This window comes from Shewanella gelidimarina (assembly GCF_023283945.1).
Lineage (GTDB): Bacteria > Pseudomonadota > Gammaproteobacteria > Enterobacterales > Shewanellaceae > Shewanella > Shewanella gelidimarina.
The window spans coordinates 93,225-109,398 of record NZ_JAKIKW010000020.1 but is presented as its reverse complement, the minus strand read 5'-3'; the positions used below and the strand labels follow the sequence as shown (position 1 = coordinate 109,398).

The 16,174-nt window shown below is 45.1% G+C and carries 17 protein-coding genes; 8 read left to right on the top strand and 9 right to left on the bottom strand.

Annotated features, from left to right (window positions below):
• Positions 1 to 394: 394 nt before the first annotated feature.
• Positions 395 to 952 (top strand): gamma carbonic anhydrase family protein, encoded by a 558-nt coding sequence (locus L2729_RS16350; RefSeq protein ID WP_248989213.1) that lies wholly within the window; start codon positions 395 to 397, stop codon positions 950 to 952.
• Positions 953 to 962: 10 nt separating this feature from the next.
• On the opposite strand, the gene L2729_RS16345 is transcribed toward L2729_RS16350, so the two are convergent.
• Together L2729_RS16345 and aroE are read right to left on the bottom strand one after the other, a co-directional pair.
• Positions 963 to 1,241: a DUF1488 family protein gene (locus L2729_RS16345; RefSeq protein WP_248989212.1), complete on the bottom strand. Its 279-nt coding sequence runs from the start codon at positions 1,239 to 1,241 to the stop codon at positions 963 to 965.
• Between the two features lie 11 nt (positions 1,242 to 1,252).
• Positions 1,253 to 2,068: a shikimate dehydrogenase gene (gene aroE / locus L2729_RS16340; protein ID WP_248989211.1), complete on the bottom strand. Its 816-nt coding sequence runs from the start codon at positions 2,066 to 2,068 to the stop codon at positions 1,253 to 1,255.
• A 139-nt stretch (positions 2,069 to 2,207) separates the two neighbouring features.
• On the opposite strand from aroE, the gene L2729_RS16335 reads away from it, so the two are divergent.
• Positions 2,208 to 2,642, top strand: a complete 435-nt coding sequence (locus tag L2729_RS16335; RefSeq protein ID WP_248989210.1) for a group II truncated hemoglobin — start codon at positions 2,208 to 2,210, stop codon at positions 2,640 to 2,642.
• Between the two features lie 58 nt (positions 2,643 to 2,700).
• Here the strand turns inward: L2729_RS16335 and hemF are convergent, their stop codons facing one another.
• The 3 genes from hemF to L2729_RS16320 form a co-directional block, all read right to left on the bottom strand.
• Positions 2,701 to 3,615, bottom strand: a complete 915-nt coding sequence (gene hemF / locus L2729_RS16330) for an oxygen-dependent coproporphyrinogen oxidase (protein ID WP_248989209.1) — start codon at positions 3,613 to 3,615, stop codon at positions 2,701 to 2,703.
• A gap of 12 nt (positions 3,616 to 3,627) precedes the next feature.
• On the bottom strand, positions 3,628 to 4,191 hold the full coding sequence (gene tsaC, locus L2729_RS16325) for an L-threonylcarbamoyladenylate synthase type 1 TsaC (protein WP_248989208.1): 564 nt from the start codon (positions 4,189 to 4,191) through the stop codon (positions 3,628 to 3,630).
• 91 nt (positions 4,192 to 4,282) lie between these two features.
• Positions 4,283 to 4,846, bottom strand: coding sequence for a DNA topoisomerase family protein (locus L2729_RS16320; RefSeq protein WP_248989207.1), 564 nt, complete (start codon positions 4,844 to 4,846; stop codon positions 4,283 to 4,285).
• 122 nt (positions 4,847 to 4,968) lie between these two features.
• On the opposite strand from L2729_RS16320, the gene L2729_RS16315 reads away from it, so the two are divergent.
• Positions 4,969 to 6,741: a collagenase gene (locus tag L2729_RS16315; RefSeq protein ID WP_248989206.1), complete on the top strand. Its 1,773-nt coding sequence runs from the start codon at positions 4,969 to 4,971 to the stop codon at positions 6,739 to 6,741.
• Positions 6,742 to 6,809: 68 nt separating this feature from the next.
• Here L2729_RS16315 and L2729_RS16310 read toward each other — a convergent pair whose 3' ends face one another.
• The 3 genes from L2729_RS16310 to L2729_RS16300 all read right to left on the bottom strand — a co-directional run bounded on the left by L2729_RS16310 (position 6,810) and on the right by L2729_RS16300 (position 9,551).
• Positions 6,810 to 7,283, bottom strand: coding sequence for a DUF494 family protein (locus L2729_RS16310; RefSeq protein ID WP_101089029.1), 474 nt, complete (start codon positions 7,281 to 7,283; stop codon positions 6,810 to 6,812).
• Between the two features lie 2 nt (positions 7,284 to 7,285).
• On the bottom strand, positions 7,286 to 8,305 hold the full coding sequence (dprA, locus tag L2729_RS16305; RefSeq protein ID WP_248989205.1) for a DNA-processing protein DprA: 1,020 nt from the start codon (positions 8,303 to 8,305) through the stop codon (positions 7,286 to 7,288).
• 145 nt (positions 8,306 to 8,450) lie between these two features.
• Positions 8,451 to 9,551: a LysM peptidoglycan-binding domain-containing protein gene (locus L2729_RS16300; protein ID WP_248989204.1), complete on the bottom strand. Its 1,101-nt coding sequence runs from the start codon at positions 9,549 to 9,551 to the stop codon at positions 8,451 to 8,453.
• A 135-nt stretch (positions 9,552 to 9,686) separates the two neighbouring features.
• Between L2729_RS16300 and def the strand changes: the two genes are divergently transcribed.
• Genes def through L2729_RS16275 form a run of 5 tightly spaced genes read left to right on the top strand, consistent with a single transcriptional unit; the run spans position 9,687 to position 15,349 of the window.
• On the top strand, positions 9,687 to 10,199 hold the full coding sequence (gene def / locus L2729_RS16295; protein WP_248989203.1) for a peptide deformylase: 513 nt from the start codon (positions 9,687 to 9,689) through the stop codon (positions 10,197 to 10,199).
• Between the two features lie 4 nt (positions 10,200 to 10,203).
• On the top strand, positions 10,204 to 11,175 hold the full coding sequence (fmt, locus tag L2729_RS16290) for a methionyl-tRNA formyltransferase (RefSeq protein ID WP_248989202.1): 972 nt from the start codon (positions 10,204 to 10,206) through the stop codon (positions 11,173 to 11,175).
• Positions 11,176 to 11,180: 5 nt separating this feature from the next.
• Entirely contained in the window at positions 11,181 to 12,461 is a 1,281-nt protein-coding gene (gene rsmB / locus L2729_RS16285; RefSeq protein WP_248989214.1) for a 16S rRNA (cytosine(967)-C(5))-methyltransferase RsmB, read from the top strand.
• Positions 12,462 to 12,468: 7 nt separating this feature from the next.
• Entirely contained in the window at positions 12,469 to 13,878 is a 1,410-nt protein-coding gene (trkA, locus tag L2729_RS16280; protein WP_248989201.1) for a Trk system potassium transporter TrkA, read from the top strand.
• Between the two features lie 28 nt (positions 13,879 to 13,906).
• On the top strand, positions 13,907 to 15,349 hold the full coding sequence (locus L2729_RS16275) for a TrkH family potassium uptake protein (protein WP_101089024.1): 1,443 nt from the start codon (positions 13,907 to 13,909) through the stop codon (positions 15,347 to 15,349).
• 97 nt (positions 15,350 to 15,446) lie between these two features.
• Here the strand turns inward: L2729_RS16275 and hemG are convergent, their stop codons facing one another.
• On the bottom strand, positions 15,447 to 15,989 hold the full coding sequence (gene hemG / locus L2729_RS16270) for a menaquinone-dependent protoporphyrinogen IX dehydrogenase (protein ID WP_248989200.1): 543 nt from the start codon (positions 15,987 to 15,989) through the stop codon (positions 15,447 to 15,449).
• Between the last annotated feature and the right edge of the window lie 185 nt (positions 15,990 to 16,174).

Below are 16,174 nucleotides of genomic sequence, written 5' to 3'. Positions count from 1 at the left end.
ACCATCTTTCATGTGTCGCCGAAGACGCTAGGTCGTTGGCTTGAGGAGGCGTATTCTACACTCTCCAGTGTCAGCGTCAAGTGCTTATTTTAAGAAGTTTTTCGAGTGATGCTTTCTTAATCAGAAGTCAAAACCGAAGCCCTTAAAGCGCTTGTCACCTGAATCAAATCTCCGAAGAGTTTTAACTCTCTAACACTGCTGCAAGTCCCGTACTACCTAAGTAGTTGGCCTGCTGTGCCGTGTCAGTGGGTGCGAATTATAGGGAAATACTGATGGAGCACAAGAGGCTTTCTTAATAAAAAGGGTCTATTGTTGCTGTTTGATGATAAAACACCCTGACTAGCTACTTTTTAGGCTTTATAATGCCCAAAACAGCCACTTTAAGGATTTTGAGATGACTAGCTCGCAAAATAACAAGTCACTACGCTCATACAAAGGAACAGTGCCACAGCTTAAAAATGATGTTTATATCGATGAAGCATGTGTTTTGGTGGGTGATATCACCTTAGATGATGATTCGAGTATTTGGCCTTTAGTCGCTGCCAGAGGTGACGTTAACCATATTAGCATTGGCAAACGTACAAACATTCAGGATGGCACTGTACTACATGTCACTCGCAAGTCTCCTTCATTACCTGAGGGTCAGCCGTTAATTATTGGTGACGATGTAACGATTGGGCATAAAGCGATGTTGCATGGCTGTAAAGTGGGTAATCGTATTTTAGTCGGTATGGGGGCGATCATCCTTGATGGTGCGATATTAGAAGATGATGTGATTTTGGGTGCGGGTTCTTTAGTGCCGCCCAATAAAGTATTAAAAAGTGGTTATCTCTATGTCGGTAGCCCGGCTAAGCAGATCCGTGCACTAACCGAAGCAGAGCTTGCCTTCTTACCTCAATCTGCTGACAACTATGTCAGACTGAAAAATGAATATTTGCAAGAAGGCGCATAAGAGAGACTAGCTATATAAGTATCACTCTACCTAACTCATCGAATGACTCTTGTTCGATGAGTTGTTCGACCTCATCCTCTATATCAAATCGATACTCGTCAAATATAGTCAAAGCCTTGCTAGCGATATCATGTTGATCTGCACTCAGTGCTGTCGCAGACAATTCAGCTAACTTTGCTAAGCCAATTCGACACTCTACATTGACGCCTTGCACCTGAACGGGGAAAACAACACTCAGGGCTTGCGGCTCCCAATCTTGTAAGTCAGGAAACAATATACTTTGATTCATTTTGCTCTCTATTAAAGCTCTGCTCTCAACTGCGTTAAAACCGTTTCAACGCTAGGTTTAACCTTACGCCATATCAAAAAACTCTGCGCAGCTTGTCCCACCAGCATCCCTAAACCATCAACTGCTTGCTTGGCGCCTTGCGCTAGTGCCCAAGCGTTAAAGGCGGTTTGCTCTTTGCCATACATCATATCGTAGCAAACAGTGTCTTCAGCTATCGTTTGGTAACTGATCTTGGGTACATCGCCGCTTAAGCTAGATGAGGTTGAGTTAATGATGACGTCATAGCTGTGGCCAGTATGTTCGATAGGTAATGTGACGACATCACCGTACTCAGAAAATATATCGACCAATGCTTCAGCTTTAGATTGGGTGCGATTAACGATCGTTAACTTAGCGATACCAGCCTGCAATAGTGGCAATACACTGCCTCTAGCCGCCCCCCCCGCACCCACCAGCAAAATATTTAAGCCTTTTAGGCTACCGAACTGTCGCTGTAGATCGGTAACCAGTCCCAGCCCGTCGGTATTATCCCCACGAATTGTGCCATTGCTTAATACCGATAGCGTGTTTACAGCCCCAGCAAGCTGCGCTTGGTCACTTAATTCATCACACAGTGCAAACGCTTGCTCTTTAAAAGGCACGGTAACATTTGCCCCCAAGCCTTGGTTGGCAACAAAAGTACCAAAGCTAGCTTCAAATGCATCCACTGGCGCCAAAATGGCTTCATAACGTAATGACTGATCTGTTTCAGCAGCAAACACGGCATGGATTTTCGGTGACTTACTGTGCCCAATGGGGTTGCCAAATACTGCGTATCTATCCGTCATGATCAACACTCTGTTGCTAGCTAAACTTAGTGAGGGTTAGTTTACCGCGGATTTAGCCACTAGCAATCTATTCTGTCGCCGTTATTTTCACTGCGCATGTTGCTACAATGGCGGCATGAGTGCTAACAGAAGATGAAAAATGAACTGGTTAAAACGCCTAGTAAGTAAAAAAGAGACCACAGAAGAGCGAGATCCGCAGCAATCGAATGCTTATGATCGTATTGGTGGCGAGAAAACGATTCGCGCAGTTGCTCATCAGTTTTATTTGCAGATGCAGTCTAAACAAGAAAGCAAAGAGTTGCTGAATATTCACAGAGCACCGCTGAGTGAATCTGAACAAAAGTTATTTGAATTTCTAAGCGGTTGGTTAGGCGGACCGCAGCTATATCAGCAAAAACATGGCCATCCCGCTTTAAGAGCAAGACATATGCCGTTCAACATTGACGAGAACATGCGCGACCAATGGTTAGCTTGTATGAGAACCGCGATTGAAATAGAGATAGAAGATAAGCAACACCAACAGGCCATTTACACTGCGATATCGACACTTGCTGATCATATGCGAAACCAGTAACGCCCTTTTAGGCTGACGAAACTGGTTTCATCTTATTTTGTAGACTACTTTCTGCAGCCTACGCGCTTAACCACTCTCTTGGCTTAAGAAAGTCACTGTATAATTCGGCTTCAGGGCTGCCGGCTTCTGGAGTGTAGGCATATTCCCAACGCACTAGCGGTGGCATAGACATCAAAATTGACTCAGTACGGCCTCCTGTCTGTAATCCAAACAAGGTGCCACGATCATAAACCAAATTAAATTCAACATAACGGCCACGGCGATACAGTTGGAATTGGCGTTCATGTTCGCCATACTCAGTATCCTTACGGCGTTCAACAATGGGTGAGTAAGCCGTTATAAAGCCATTACCTACCGCCTGCATAAAGGCAAAACTCTTATCAAAGCCCTCTTTATTGAGATCATCAAAGAACAACCCGCCAACGCCGCGAGTTTCGTTTCGATGCGGTAACCAAAAGTATTCATCACACCATTGCTTATATTTTGGATATACCTCGTCGCCAAAGGGTTCACACAAAGACTTGGCATTTTGGTGCCACTCTACAACGTCTTCTAGGTAAGGGTAATAAGGGGTCAAGTCAAAACCACCCCCAAACCACCATACCGGATCAGCGCCCTCTTTATGCGCGATAAAAAAGCGTACATTGGCATGAGTCGTTGGTATATGCGGGTTCTTAGGGTGAATAACTAACGAAACCCCCATCGCCTCGAAGCTACGCCCAGCGAGTTCAGGACGGTGAGCCGTTGCCGATGCAGGCATAGATGCACCTGTCACATGAGAAAAGTTTACCCCCGCTTGTTCAAATACCGCTCCTGCCGTTAATACACGACTTTGTCCACCACCGCCCTCTTCACGTTTCCAAGAGTCCTCCACAAATTGTGCAGAGCCGTCTAGCGCTTGGAGTCCATTACAAATTCGAGTTTGAAGATCGAGTAAGAAAGCTTTTACTATTGCAGAATCTGGTGTGCTCATACTTTTCCTTGATTAACCTTTTCTTATAATGTTGCCGCTCTTGGCATCGATAATCGTTGAAGGAGCTGTCTGACTTCCTAGCTCTCCAACCACTAACCCAGCAATAATGCCCTCAAACTGCTGTCGAACGGCTATAGGTGATAACGCGGGCTCTTGACCTGATAAATTGGCACTGGTTGAAACAATGGGTTTATTGATTGCAGCGCATAGCCCTTTCACACCGATGTGCGAGGTAACTCGTACGGCTATGGAATCAAAGGTACCGCTTAATAATTTAGACAGCCCAGGCTTAATTGGCATGATAAAGGTAAAGGGGCCGGGCCATTTACTGTGAACAAATGCCAGCTGCTCAACGCTAAGCTGAGATTCATCTATATAGGGAAGGAGTTGTTGATAGTCACCTGCAACGAGTATCAAGCCTTTGTGCCAAGGACGTTGCTTGATTTGCAGCAATTGATGAATAGCTTCATCATTGTCAGGATCACAACCTAAGCCATAAACGGCCTCAGTTGGGTAGGCGATGATGCCTCCTTGTTCAATAAGCTCAGCCACTTCAGCAGGCAATACTTCTAACATTTATCTCACTGATCCTTACTCATATAAGCTGCACTGTTCAATATCACTATGATTACTCAAAAGCGACATTAGTGGAAGATAATATGATTATTTAGACTGGCCGTTTATATTTGCACGTTTTCTCGGGACATTCTAAGCGCATGCCTGCCGCCCCTTTACGTTCAACTAAGATCTCAAAACCACAATCAGGACACGCTTCAGCTCTAGGTGGGTAGTTCACCAAAAACTTACATTTAGGATAAGCACTGCAAGCATAGAATGATTTACCAAATCGACTGGTTCTATGCTCAACATGACCCGACTTACACTTTGGACAATCAATTTCATCTTCTGCGTCGGTTTGATCGTGTTTTTCGATGTGACTGCATTGAGGGTAATTAGTACAACCAATAAAAATACCAAATCGACCAGACTTAACAGCGAGTTCACTGCCGCACTCGGGGCAGGATGAGCCTTCAATCACTTGAGTTTCTATAGACTCATGCTGCACTAATGGCCGAGTGTAATCACAACTAGGATAGTTATTGCAGCCGATAAACCCACCGTGTTTACTGTGTCTTACTGACAGCTCACAGCCACACTTAGGACAGAGTTCATACTCTTTTTCTAATGCGTGTTCATGTGTTGTAAACAGTTGCTTATCGATTTTAGCCATGATTATCTCAGTTCTTCAATATAGCGCTATTCTACCAAGTATTAGCGTAACTTTTGTATTCATCTAATAGGTTTTGATAAAAAGCGGTGGTATATTGTATTCAAAACACAAAGGTGTAATTGATGAATACAAAAAATAAAATAGCTTTAACCATCATAGCGGCGCTATCTGGCTCAATATCTGGCTGTTCAAGCACAAACAATCCCCCACTTAAGCCAGCACTCGTACAACAAATATCTACAGCTTCAGAAAGTACACTCTTTGATGCTTCAAGCCCACTGTTAACTGTTGCTCATTTCCAACAAGCAAGCGCGGCTTTGGCAACCACCACTGAATTCAATAGCCTTGATAAGCTACTCTATTACTTCCGTGCATTTAGTTATTATGGCCCCATAGATCAGCTAGAAGCGAAGGACTATGCTGGGTTATCTGTTGCCCTTGAACAACTTGCAAGCTCAGGTCAATTAAATAACCAAGCTCGCTTGCAGGAGCAGTATGCGGTAACTGTTTATCGCTATTTCTCGAGCAATGAACGTGCAGTGCAACTCGCACCACTACTACCGCAGCTAAACACTCAGCTAGCCCAACTGGCAAACACTGCCAGCCAACAGGCAAACGACTACGCTTTGCTGGAAACATTAAAAGCCTATGGTTTTTTGTTCAGTGTGAGTCGCAAGGACACTGATGGCGAGCTCAACACCACGTTACTCTCGGCACAGCTCAATGAGCCTTTAGTTTCTTTTGCTGCCAGCGCCGCAAGTATTCGCGCTGATAAAGACTGGCCGCGAACCAATGCATATTGGGCGTTAGCACTCTATAGACTGGCACTGCCATCATCAGAGGATGGCGAAACAACAGCACTTGAAAAAGCTGTCGATGAAGCCGTTGCAAATATTGCTAAGCAAGATGTCGCCGAACGCGGAGATAGCGCCAAAGATGCATACAGCAAGGGCTACCATGTTAATACCTTTGCCGCACAAGAGCGCTGCCAAGAAAACAGCGAAATATGCCGTATCCCAGAACTTAAAGAAGCACTCCCAATAGAGCACCGTTGCTCTGACTCGCTATTTATCTTAGCGCAAGATCTTAACTCACAAGAGCTCACTGACAGCTGTACTAAGCTCACATCTCAAGAGTCGCATTTTCATCAGCTGCTTGAAACGCAGCAGCAGCCCACAGCCAATGATAACAATGATGCATTAAGAGTGGTGGCGTTCAAAAACTGGAGCCAGTATCACTACTATGGTCAGTTAGTCTTCGACATTCAAACCGATAACGGTGGCATGTATATCGAAGGACAGCCGTCCAAACCGGGGAACCAAGCGACTTTCTTTGCCTATCGCCAATGGTGGATAGAGCCTGAATTTGCGATTTGGAACTTAAATCATGAATATGTACATTATTTAGATGGCCACTTTGTAAAGTATGGTGGTTTCGGACACTTCCCTAGCAAAATGGTGTGGTGGTCAGAGGGTTTAGCAGAGTACATTGCGCGGGGAGATAAAAATCCAACCACGCTTAAAATCATCAAGCGCGACATCGAAGAGGCCCCGTCATTAGAAGATATATTCGCGACTGAGTACAAAGATGGCGTAGATATGACCTACAAATGGAGTTACATGGCGGTGCGTTTTCTTGCCGAGCATCACCATAGTGATTACGTGAAGCTGAGCCAGTTCTTGAAAACGGATTACTTTGAAGGTTATGAGTCATTACTCGCCGAGTTGACTCAACATCAACAAGAGTTTGCAGATTGGCTTACCACTCAAGTCGAACAATTCGATGAAAGTGAAGAAAAAGCTAAGCCTAGACTGCATAAACAGAACCGCTATGCTTATCGTGACTACTTGCAGCCAGAGCACTTAACTCAAGACAGCAAACACTTACATTTTTAGCACTCGCTATTGAATGTACTAAAAAGGAGGCGTTAGCCTCCTTTTTATATGCTCAAACAGGTACTTAACTATGAATGCAGACGGCCATCAGGCTGCTCAAAGATAAGATCTTCCATCTGTTCATAGGCCAACTCATGTCCTGGCGCATTAAATAACACCATTAAGATAACCCATTTTAGATCATCTAAATTTAACGTTGTTTCGTCTAGCTCCATCACTCGATCGATAACCATCTCACGCGTTTCTACACTGAGCACTTTAATTTGCTCTAGAAACAGCAGAAAGCCTCGGCTTTCCACATCAATTTTATTTATCTCATCTTTGGTATAAATACGGAAAGATTGTTGATCATGATTGCAAAGGTAAGGTGTTCCCGCCTCTTGCAACTCGGCTAAGCCTTCTAACCAAGTCAAAGCCTTGATTATCTCCGACTGGTGAAAGCCAGCACGCGTTAATTCTTTTGTGAGTTCGTCTTCATCGACTAAAAACTCAGCTTCACTATGCACATAGTTTTCAAATAGATACATGAGGATATCAAACATGGCTAGCTCCTCTTAAGTCTTACATAACCACCGGGTACAGCAGTAACCCAACCTTGTAATTCAAGCTCAAGCAACTGCTCCAATACTAGCTCTATGGCTTTTCCACTATGCTCAACCACGTTATCAATCGTTGTGGTTTCATAACCTACACTAGCTAACAGCGAAGCAAATGGCAAATCAGAGACTATCTCACCCCCTATATGGTGGCAGGCCTTCACTTCTTCAAGGTGGTAGCCAGATAAAACCGCGATTTCTTCTAAAATGTCGCCAGCAGACTCCACTAATTTGGCCCCATCACGAAGCAGTTGATGACAGCCCTCACTCTGACCACTCAATACACTTCCCGGTATCGCAAACACTTCTCGTCCTTGCTCATTGGCTAACCTAGCACTAATTAAAGAACCACTTTTCAAGCTAGCTTCTACAACAAGGGTACCTAGAGTTAGACCGCTAATGATCCGGTTTCGTTTCGGAAAATTACCAGAATAGGGTTTCACTTGGGGCCAAAACTCACTCATAACGCAGCCATCATTCTGAATATCATGATAAATACTCCGATGCCTTTTGGGATAAATAACTTCAGCCCCTGTGCCCAAAACCGCAATGCTGGTGCCTCTGTTATCAATAGCAGCCTGATGTGCAGCCCCATCGATCCCTAACGCCATACCACTGACAATGCACAGATACTGATCCACCAGCTGCGAAGACAACGAGTAAGCCATTTTCAATCCCCCCGGCGTGGCATTACGACTACCAACAATCGCAATACTCGGGCGTATTAAACTGGTGATATTACCTTTGATGAACAGGACGGTTGGCGGGTCACTAATCTGTTTAAGCAAAGGCGGATAGAGAGGATCAGCCAAACACACTAAATGGTTGAATTCACTTTGTTGTTGCCATTCAAGTGCAGTATCAACTAAGGCGTAATTGGGGGTTAAATTAGAATTGAGTAATGACTCTGGTAGAGGTAATGCATCGGGTTCATGGGCTAACCTTTGCCTTAGCTCTTCCACATCCATGTAATTTATTAATTGTTTAATCCGAGCGGGTCCTAGCCCAGATACAGCAGAAACAACTAGCCAATCGACCAGCTTGTCATTAATAACTTAGCCTCTAATGTCAGTGCAGCACTATCGCTGCACTGGTATAAGCTCTAACTCTAGACTATTCACCCGCTATCAGCGAATCGGGAATGGTGAGTTTATCCGCAACGCGGACAGGCCTTTCATTTTTGAGGATAATTCCTAAGCTGACCTTTTCGAAGACTTTGAAGACCATTAACTTACCACGATATAGATCCGGCATTTGTACTGCATTATCCGCCGATACATTGGCTAACATCTTCTCGTAACGATTACGATCGTTAGGCTGTACAGGTATACCGTCACCATCGATAACGACAACGTCGCCCTCTTTGAAAATAGAGAACACATGACCAGTTTCAACCCCGTCGATATCACCACGGTCAAGGTAGACGACATCTAGCTTACCCATTTCTCTAATGTCTTTACCCGATGCCAAAACGGTCGTAACAGCGGTTAACTCCGCAGCTCTCGGCATAAAGTAGGCTGACATCAACGAGTCATCTTCAATCGGTAAGATACGGTTGCCAGCTCTTGTTTCGCGTAAGCTACTGAGTAATTCAATCTTAGAAACAGCGCCAGATTCAACCACTCGACCACTGGCCGTCAACACCACTTCTAACCCGAGAGCCTCGCCCTCAGTATTAGAGAACTCACGGCCCTGCGCATAAACGCCAAACTTATCACCGACGGTCAGTTCACCTTGAACATAGACAATATCTGACACCACATGATATTTAGACGGACTTTCACCACCCATAATCATAGGCTGCGCTTCAAACCACTGCGCATCAACAACTCTATTTTGCAGTAAATAAGGTTGAATAAGTGACAAATCGACCGCGGGGATGGCGCCGTTCTTTGCCGAGATACGCCCAGCAGGGCTCTTGCTTAAATGAGGTTTAACCACCAAACGTGGCACACCATCAATAAACACCAACGTCAGTTTATCACCGGGATAAATTAAGTGCGGGTTAGCCACTTGCGGGTTCGCTCCCCACAATGTTGGCCAGCGCCAAGGATCCTTTAGGAAAAAAGTTGATATATCCCAAAGGGTATCGCCTTTTTTGACAACATAGGACTCAGGGTGTCCAGATTTAAGTGTCAAAGTATCAGCGAATACGAACGTACAACCAAGCATAAGTGAGGCAAGTAATAGTAACCGTTTCATCAGGGTATCCATGCTATTTGCTCTTTATTAGATTATAAGTAGAGCTTTTGCTGTTATTGAATGCCGCTAAAGACTAAAATTGAGTCATTAGCCAAAGCCAGTATAACCAACTGACTTAGATTTGACAGACCTGTTAAGAGTTTAGGTATGAGTTTACTAAAAGTGTTACGTTTTCCAGATGAAAGATTACGCACGATTGCACAGCCAATCACTGAGTTTGGCGCTGCACTGCAGACGCAAATCGACGATATGCTCGAAACCATGTACGAAGAAAAGGGCATTGGCCTAGCAGCCACCCAAGTTGATTTTCATCATCAGCTCATCGTAATGGACTTGCAAGATGAGGTCGAACGGCCAACGGTATTCATTAATTTAGAGATTATCGCCAAAAGCGGTGATTTTCGTAATGAAGAAGGCTGTCTGTCTGTTCCAGGGATATATGCCGAAGTGGATCGGGCAGAGTTTGTCACCATTAAAGCGCTTGACCGTGACGGTAATGAGTTTACGTTAGAAGCAGAAGGCTTGTTTGCGATTTGCTTGCAACATGAACTCGACCATTTGGCAGGAAAGCTGTTTGTTGACTACTTATCACCATTAAAACGTCAACGTATTAAGCAAAAGCTAGAAAAAGCAGCTCGATTAGACGCAAAACAAGGATAAATTTTTGAAACCATTAAATGTCATTTTTGCGGGCACGCCTGACTTTGCCGCTCGTCACCTTCAAGCACTAATCGAATCACAGCATAATGTTGTCGCTGTATATACTCAACCTGACCGCCCTGCCGGCCGCGGTAAGAAACTGCAATCGAGTCCAGTAAAGGCGTTGGCACTCGAAAATGACATTCCGGTGCTACAACCCAAATCTTTACGTGATGAAGCTGCGCAACAAGAGCTTACCGCCCTCAATGCAGATATCATGGTCGTTGTTGCCTACGGTTTGATTTTACCTAAAGTGGTACTCGATACTCCGCGCCTAGGTTGTATTAACGTGCATGGTTCGATATTGCCTCGCTGGCGAGGCGCTGCGCCAATTCAACGCGCTTTGTGGGCGGGTGACAGCGAAACTGGCATCACTATTATGCAGATGGATGTTGGCTTAGATACCGGTGATATGCTGCTCAAGACTAAGCTCACCATTGAAGATGAAGATACCTCTGCGACTCTATATGAAAAATTAGCATTGCAAGGACCTGACGCGCTTATTGGAGCACTTTCCGCGCTAGCGGAAGACAACTTACCCGCTGAAAAGCAAGATGAAAGCTTAGCAAATTATGCCGCCAAGCTTTCAAAAGAAGAAGCGCGCTTAGATTGGTCAAAATCAGCACTGGCACTGTGGCGTGAAATCAGAGCCTTTAATCCATGGCCGGTGAGTCACTATCAACATCAGCATGAAGCTAACACCATTAAAGTGTGGCAAAGTCATGTCAGTGCCAACAGTACCACTGCAGCGCCAGGCACGATTATTTCAGCAGATAAAACCGGTATCAATATTGCCACCGGTGATGGCGTATTAACCATTACCAGTATGCAACTTCCAGGTAAAAAGCCACTCAGTGTGGCCGACATCCTTAACTCTCGAGCTGACTGGTTCATACCAGGCACCCAACTCACTCATAAAATGGACGACCAAGCCTAATGGCAATGAATTTAAGAGCGCTTGCCGCAAAAGTGGTATTTCAGGTCCTTGAAAAAGGGATATCACTCTCAGTCGCCCTACCCGATCAACAGCGACATATTGAAAGTGGTAAAGACAAGGCCCTGTTGGCCGAACTTTGCTACGGCGTAATGCGCCACTTGCCACAAATTGATAAGCAAGTGAGTGATTGCATGAGTAAGCCCCTTAAGGGCAAACAACGCATTGTGCATCAACTGTTATTGGTTGGCTGTTATCAGCTTTACTTCACCCGTATACCTAGTCATGCCGCTATATCAGAAACAGCAGAAGCATGCCGTCAGTTAAAATTCGAGGGTATGGTTAAGGTCGTCAATGGGGTATTGCGCACCATCCAGCGCCAAGAAAAACCATTAGCCACCGATAACGATACGCTAGCGCATAATACTCCTGCATGGATCATTAAGCGGCTTAAAGATGCTTATCCAGAAAACTGGCAAGAGATTATTGAGCAAAGCCACCAGCGCCCGCCAATGTGGTTGCGTAACAATCAGCAATCACAAACGCGTGATGCCTATTTAAGTGCATTGGCTGATATTGAAGTCGAAGCGACGGCAGGCAGCAGCAATGACGCAATTTTATTGGCAAGCCCACGCGATGTAATGCAGCTTCCTGGCTTTGAGACCGGCTCGGCTTCGGTACAAGATGGGGCTGCACAATGGGCCGCAACGATACTGGCACCACAGGGTAACGAGCTCGTTCTCGATGCCTGCGCTGCACCCGGCGGTAAAACCTGTCACCTATTAGAGCTTGCGCCTGACATTCAATTGGTTGCGGTTGATAATGACGCCAAAAGACTTGAACGAGTACAACAAAACTTAGACCGACTATCATTGAAAGCAGAATTGATACATGGTGATGCTGCAGATATTGATTCCTGGTGGCAAGGTGATAAGTTTGATCGCATATTATTAGATGCACCCTGCTCTGCAACGGGTGTTATTCGACGTCATCCAGATATCAAATGGCTCAGAAAAAACGACGACATCGAAGAGCTGGCTGCATTGCAATCACAAATAGTTGATCATTGCTGGAAGTGGCTGAAACCCGGTGGCACACTCTTATATGCGACCTGTTCTATTTTGCCTCAGGAAAACAAAGATCAGATCAGTGCCTTCTTACAAAGAACACCTGACGCGACTTTAGTCCCAATCGAACAACAGCCAAACCCGAGTGATGTGGGTTGGCAAATTGTTCCTGGGCAAGAAAACATGGATGGCTTTTATTACGCTCGCCTAGTGAAGGATTAGTACGGCAATGAAAATTATCATTTTGGGTGCGGGACAAGTTGGCGGTACATTGGCCGAAAACTTAGTCGGTGAAAATAACGATATCACCATCGTAGACACCGATAAAAAGCGCTTACGTACCTTGCAAGATAAGTACGATTTACGTGTGATTGTTGGCCATGGTGCTCACCCAGATGTGTTAAAAGAAGCTGGAGCCGAAGACGCAGACATGCTGATTGCGGTCACCAACAGTGATGAGTGTAATATGGCAGCCTGCCAAATTGCTTATTCACTGTTTGGTACTCCAACCAAAATTGCGCGGATCCGTTCAGAGCAGTATTTAAACCTTCGCGATAAATTGTTTATCGATAGCGAAACTAAGCACTCAGAAAATCGCCCACGAGGTGGTTTTATTATTGATGAGCTCATTGCCCCAGAACAACTGGTCACGGCTTATATTGGCCGTTTAGTTGAATATCCTGGCGCACTGCAGGTACTTGAGTTTGCAGAAGGTAGATTAAGCCTTGTTGCCGTTCGAGCCTATTATGGTGGCCCACTTGTCGGTAATGCTTTAGCTGCGCTACGAGAGCACATGCCCAATATTGATACCCGAGTAGCCGCTATTTTTAGGCAAGGTCGACCGATCATGCCGCGTGGTACCACCATTATTGAAGCTGATGACGAAGTCTTCTTTGTGGCCGATAGTCGCCATATCCGTGCTGTGATGAGTGAAATGCAAAAGCTCGATAACTCTTATCGCAATATTATGATTGCCGGCGGCGGCAATATTGGCCTTGGATTAGCGAAACAACTGCAACGCAACCACTCGGTTAAACTGATCGAACATAAGCAAGAGCGCGCTGAAGAGCTATCAGAAAAGTTAGAAAACACCACAGTATTTTGTGGCGATGCCTCAGATCAAGAATTGCTACTTGAAGAGCACATAGACCAAACTGACGTATTCATTGCGGTCACTAACGATGATGAAGCCAATATTATGGCTGCATTGCTCGCTAAGCGCATGGGGGCTAAAAAAGTCATGGTGCTGATTCAGCGAGAAGCTTATGTTGATATTGTGCAAGAGGCCAATATTGATATCGCCATCTCCCCTCAGCAAGCCACTATTTCTGCATTATTAACCCATATCCGCCAAGGTGATATTTGTAATGTTTACTCACTGCGACGTGGGGCTGCAGAAGCCATTGAAGCTATTGCCCATGGCGATAAAAATACTTCAAAAGTTGTCGGCAAGAAAATCAGCGATATAAAGCTACCACCAGGTACGACTATCGGCGCTATTGTCAGAGATGATGAAGTGTTAATGGCACACGACAAAACAGTTATTGAGCAAGGTGACCATGTCATCCTATTCTTAGTAAACAAGAAGTTTATCGGTGAAGTCGAAAAGCTATTCCAACCTAGCGCCTTCTTCTTTTAAACCTGTTCAGGGAGCTTAATTCAACACGATGCTGAACTTTAGGCCTCTGCTGTTTATATTGGGGATTTTTCTATCAACGCTAACCGCGTTTATGTTAATCCCTGGTGCGTTTGCGCTTTACTACGGTGAAGAAACCGTCGGTGCATTTATGATTTCATCTCTGGTTGCAGGCACTGCGGCCAGCTTTTGTATGCGCCAAGGTCAATCCCAAACACTGCACCTCAACATCAGAGACATGTTTCTACTCACCAGCCTGACCTGGTTTATTGTCAGCCTATTTGCCGCCCTACCTTTTACCCTGTATCACGGCATAAATTACACCGATGCCTTTTTCGAAACCATGTCAGGGATCACCACAACCGGCTCAACAGTGCTTTCGGGGCTCGATAGCATGGATCACAGCATCCTGATTTGGCGTTCCTTATTGCAATGGCTCGGTGGCATCGGCTTTATCGTCATGGCCGTCGCGGTACTCCCCTTTCTCAACGTCGGCGGTATGCGGCTGTTTAGAACAGAATCTTCCGATTGGGGCGACAAAGCGACTCCTCGCACCCAGCATATGGCAATGAGCCTGTTTATTGTTTACACCCTACTCACTTTTCTATGTTTTTTGGCTTATCACAACAGCGGTATGAGTTGGTTTGAGGCCATCAACCACGCCATGACAACCCTTTCAACCGGCGGCTATTCCACATCTGACAATTCAATGGCGGCGTTCTCTAATCAAGCGCATTGGGTCGGCATTACCTTTATGCTAGCAGGTGGTCTACCTTTGCTAATGTTTGTCTATATGGTGCAGCAGAAATCGCTGAAGGTATGGAATGATGCGCAGGTAAAAGGCTTTCTAAAGTTTATATTTTTAGTTTCTTCATTATTGGCGCTGTGGTTATGGAGCAGCCGAGAAATCGATCCTATTGATGCCCTTCGTCTAGCCAGTTTTAATGTTGTCTCCGTAGTGACCACCACAGGGTATGGCTTAACGGATTACTCCGCTTGGGGCGCCGTGGCCAATATTGTATTCCTGTTCTTAATGTTTGTTGGTAGTTGTTCGGGCTCGACATCCGGTGGGATTAAGATTTTCCGTTTCCAAATTGCTGGCGTTATTATGCGCGAGCAGCTCAAGCAACAATTCCACCCGAATGGAGTGTTTAAAGAGCGCTATAACAACCGCATAATCAGAGATGATATTGTGCGCTCGCTCGTCACCTTTATGCTGCTCTTTACCATGGTCATTGTTGGTTTATCTATCGTATTAGTGCTAACGGGATTAGATCCAGTGACCAGCTTTACCGGTGCGATTACTGCCGTCACCAACGTTGGGCCGGGACTTGGAGCGACAATTGGGCCCGCAGGTAATTTCTCTACGCTGCCCGATACGGCCAAATGGGCACTTTCAATCGGGATGCTACTCGGGCGGTTGGAGATCTTAACCGTTGCAGTGCTGTTTCACCCCAGCTTTTGGAAGTACTAAAGCTAGGATACTTAACTTCAGGGGCTTAAACTCAGAAACTAAAAAGCCGCATCAAATGCGGCTTTCATTTCACTCAAGCGATTAAACTCAAACTCGATTATTTGGCTAACTTAACGAGATGGTCGGCGTAAACGTTAACGTCTTCCCAATCGGTGTAATCAATGACCGATGTTGGATCGGTTGGACCGTTAGTCATCTTCATAATAAATTGGATCATCCAACGATCATACCAGCGCCATGATGGGTAATCGACTTTACCCGCAATCACTTTAACGTCTAGTGGCTTCCAAGGAGAGAGCTCAATAAATTTTTGTAGGTACTTATTGTTTTCCGGAATACGCTTTTCTGGGTTACGCGCAACCACGTTAACACTGAAGAAACTGGCTGATTTTGCCGTCAACTGCGCCTGATGCTCAGTGACAAATTCAAATACCGACTTATGATATGAGCCATAAAGCACACACGCGCCAAGGGCAACAACGTCATACTTTGACCAGTCCAGCCCTTCAGCCTTAGCTTCATTAATGTGCATCATATCGCACTGATGCCCTTCACTAACGATACGGTCGGCAATCGCGCGGCTAATCCTAGCGGTATGACCGCCACGAGAGTAGTACAGGACCAATACTGATTTATTCATTATGCTAACTCGGAAGATTCCATATTGAATTCATTGTTACAGTAAATTAGCTATTTAACAGGATAATAGATCACAAATTAGGTGTAGCTCATATTATCAGCATCAAAAATTGAGATCCCTGTGTTGCATTGGTATATTGTTTTATAATGACAACTCAATTAGAATTAACTAATTAAAGGCGATAA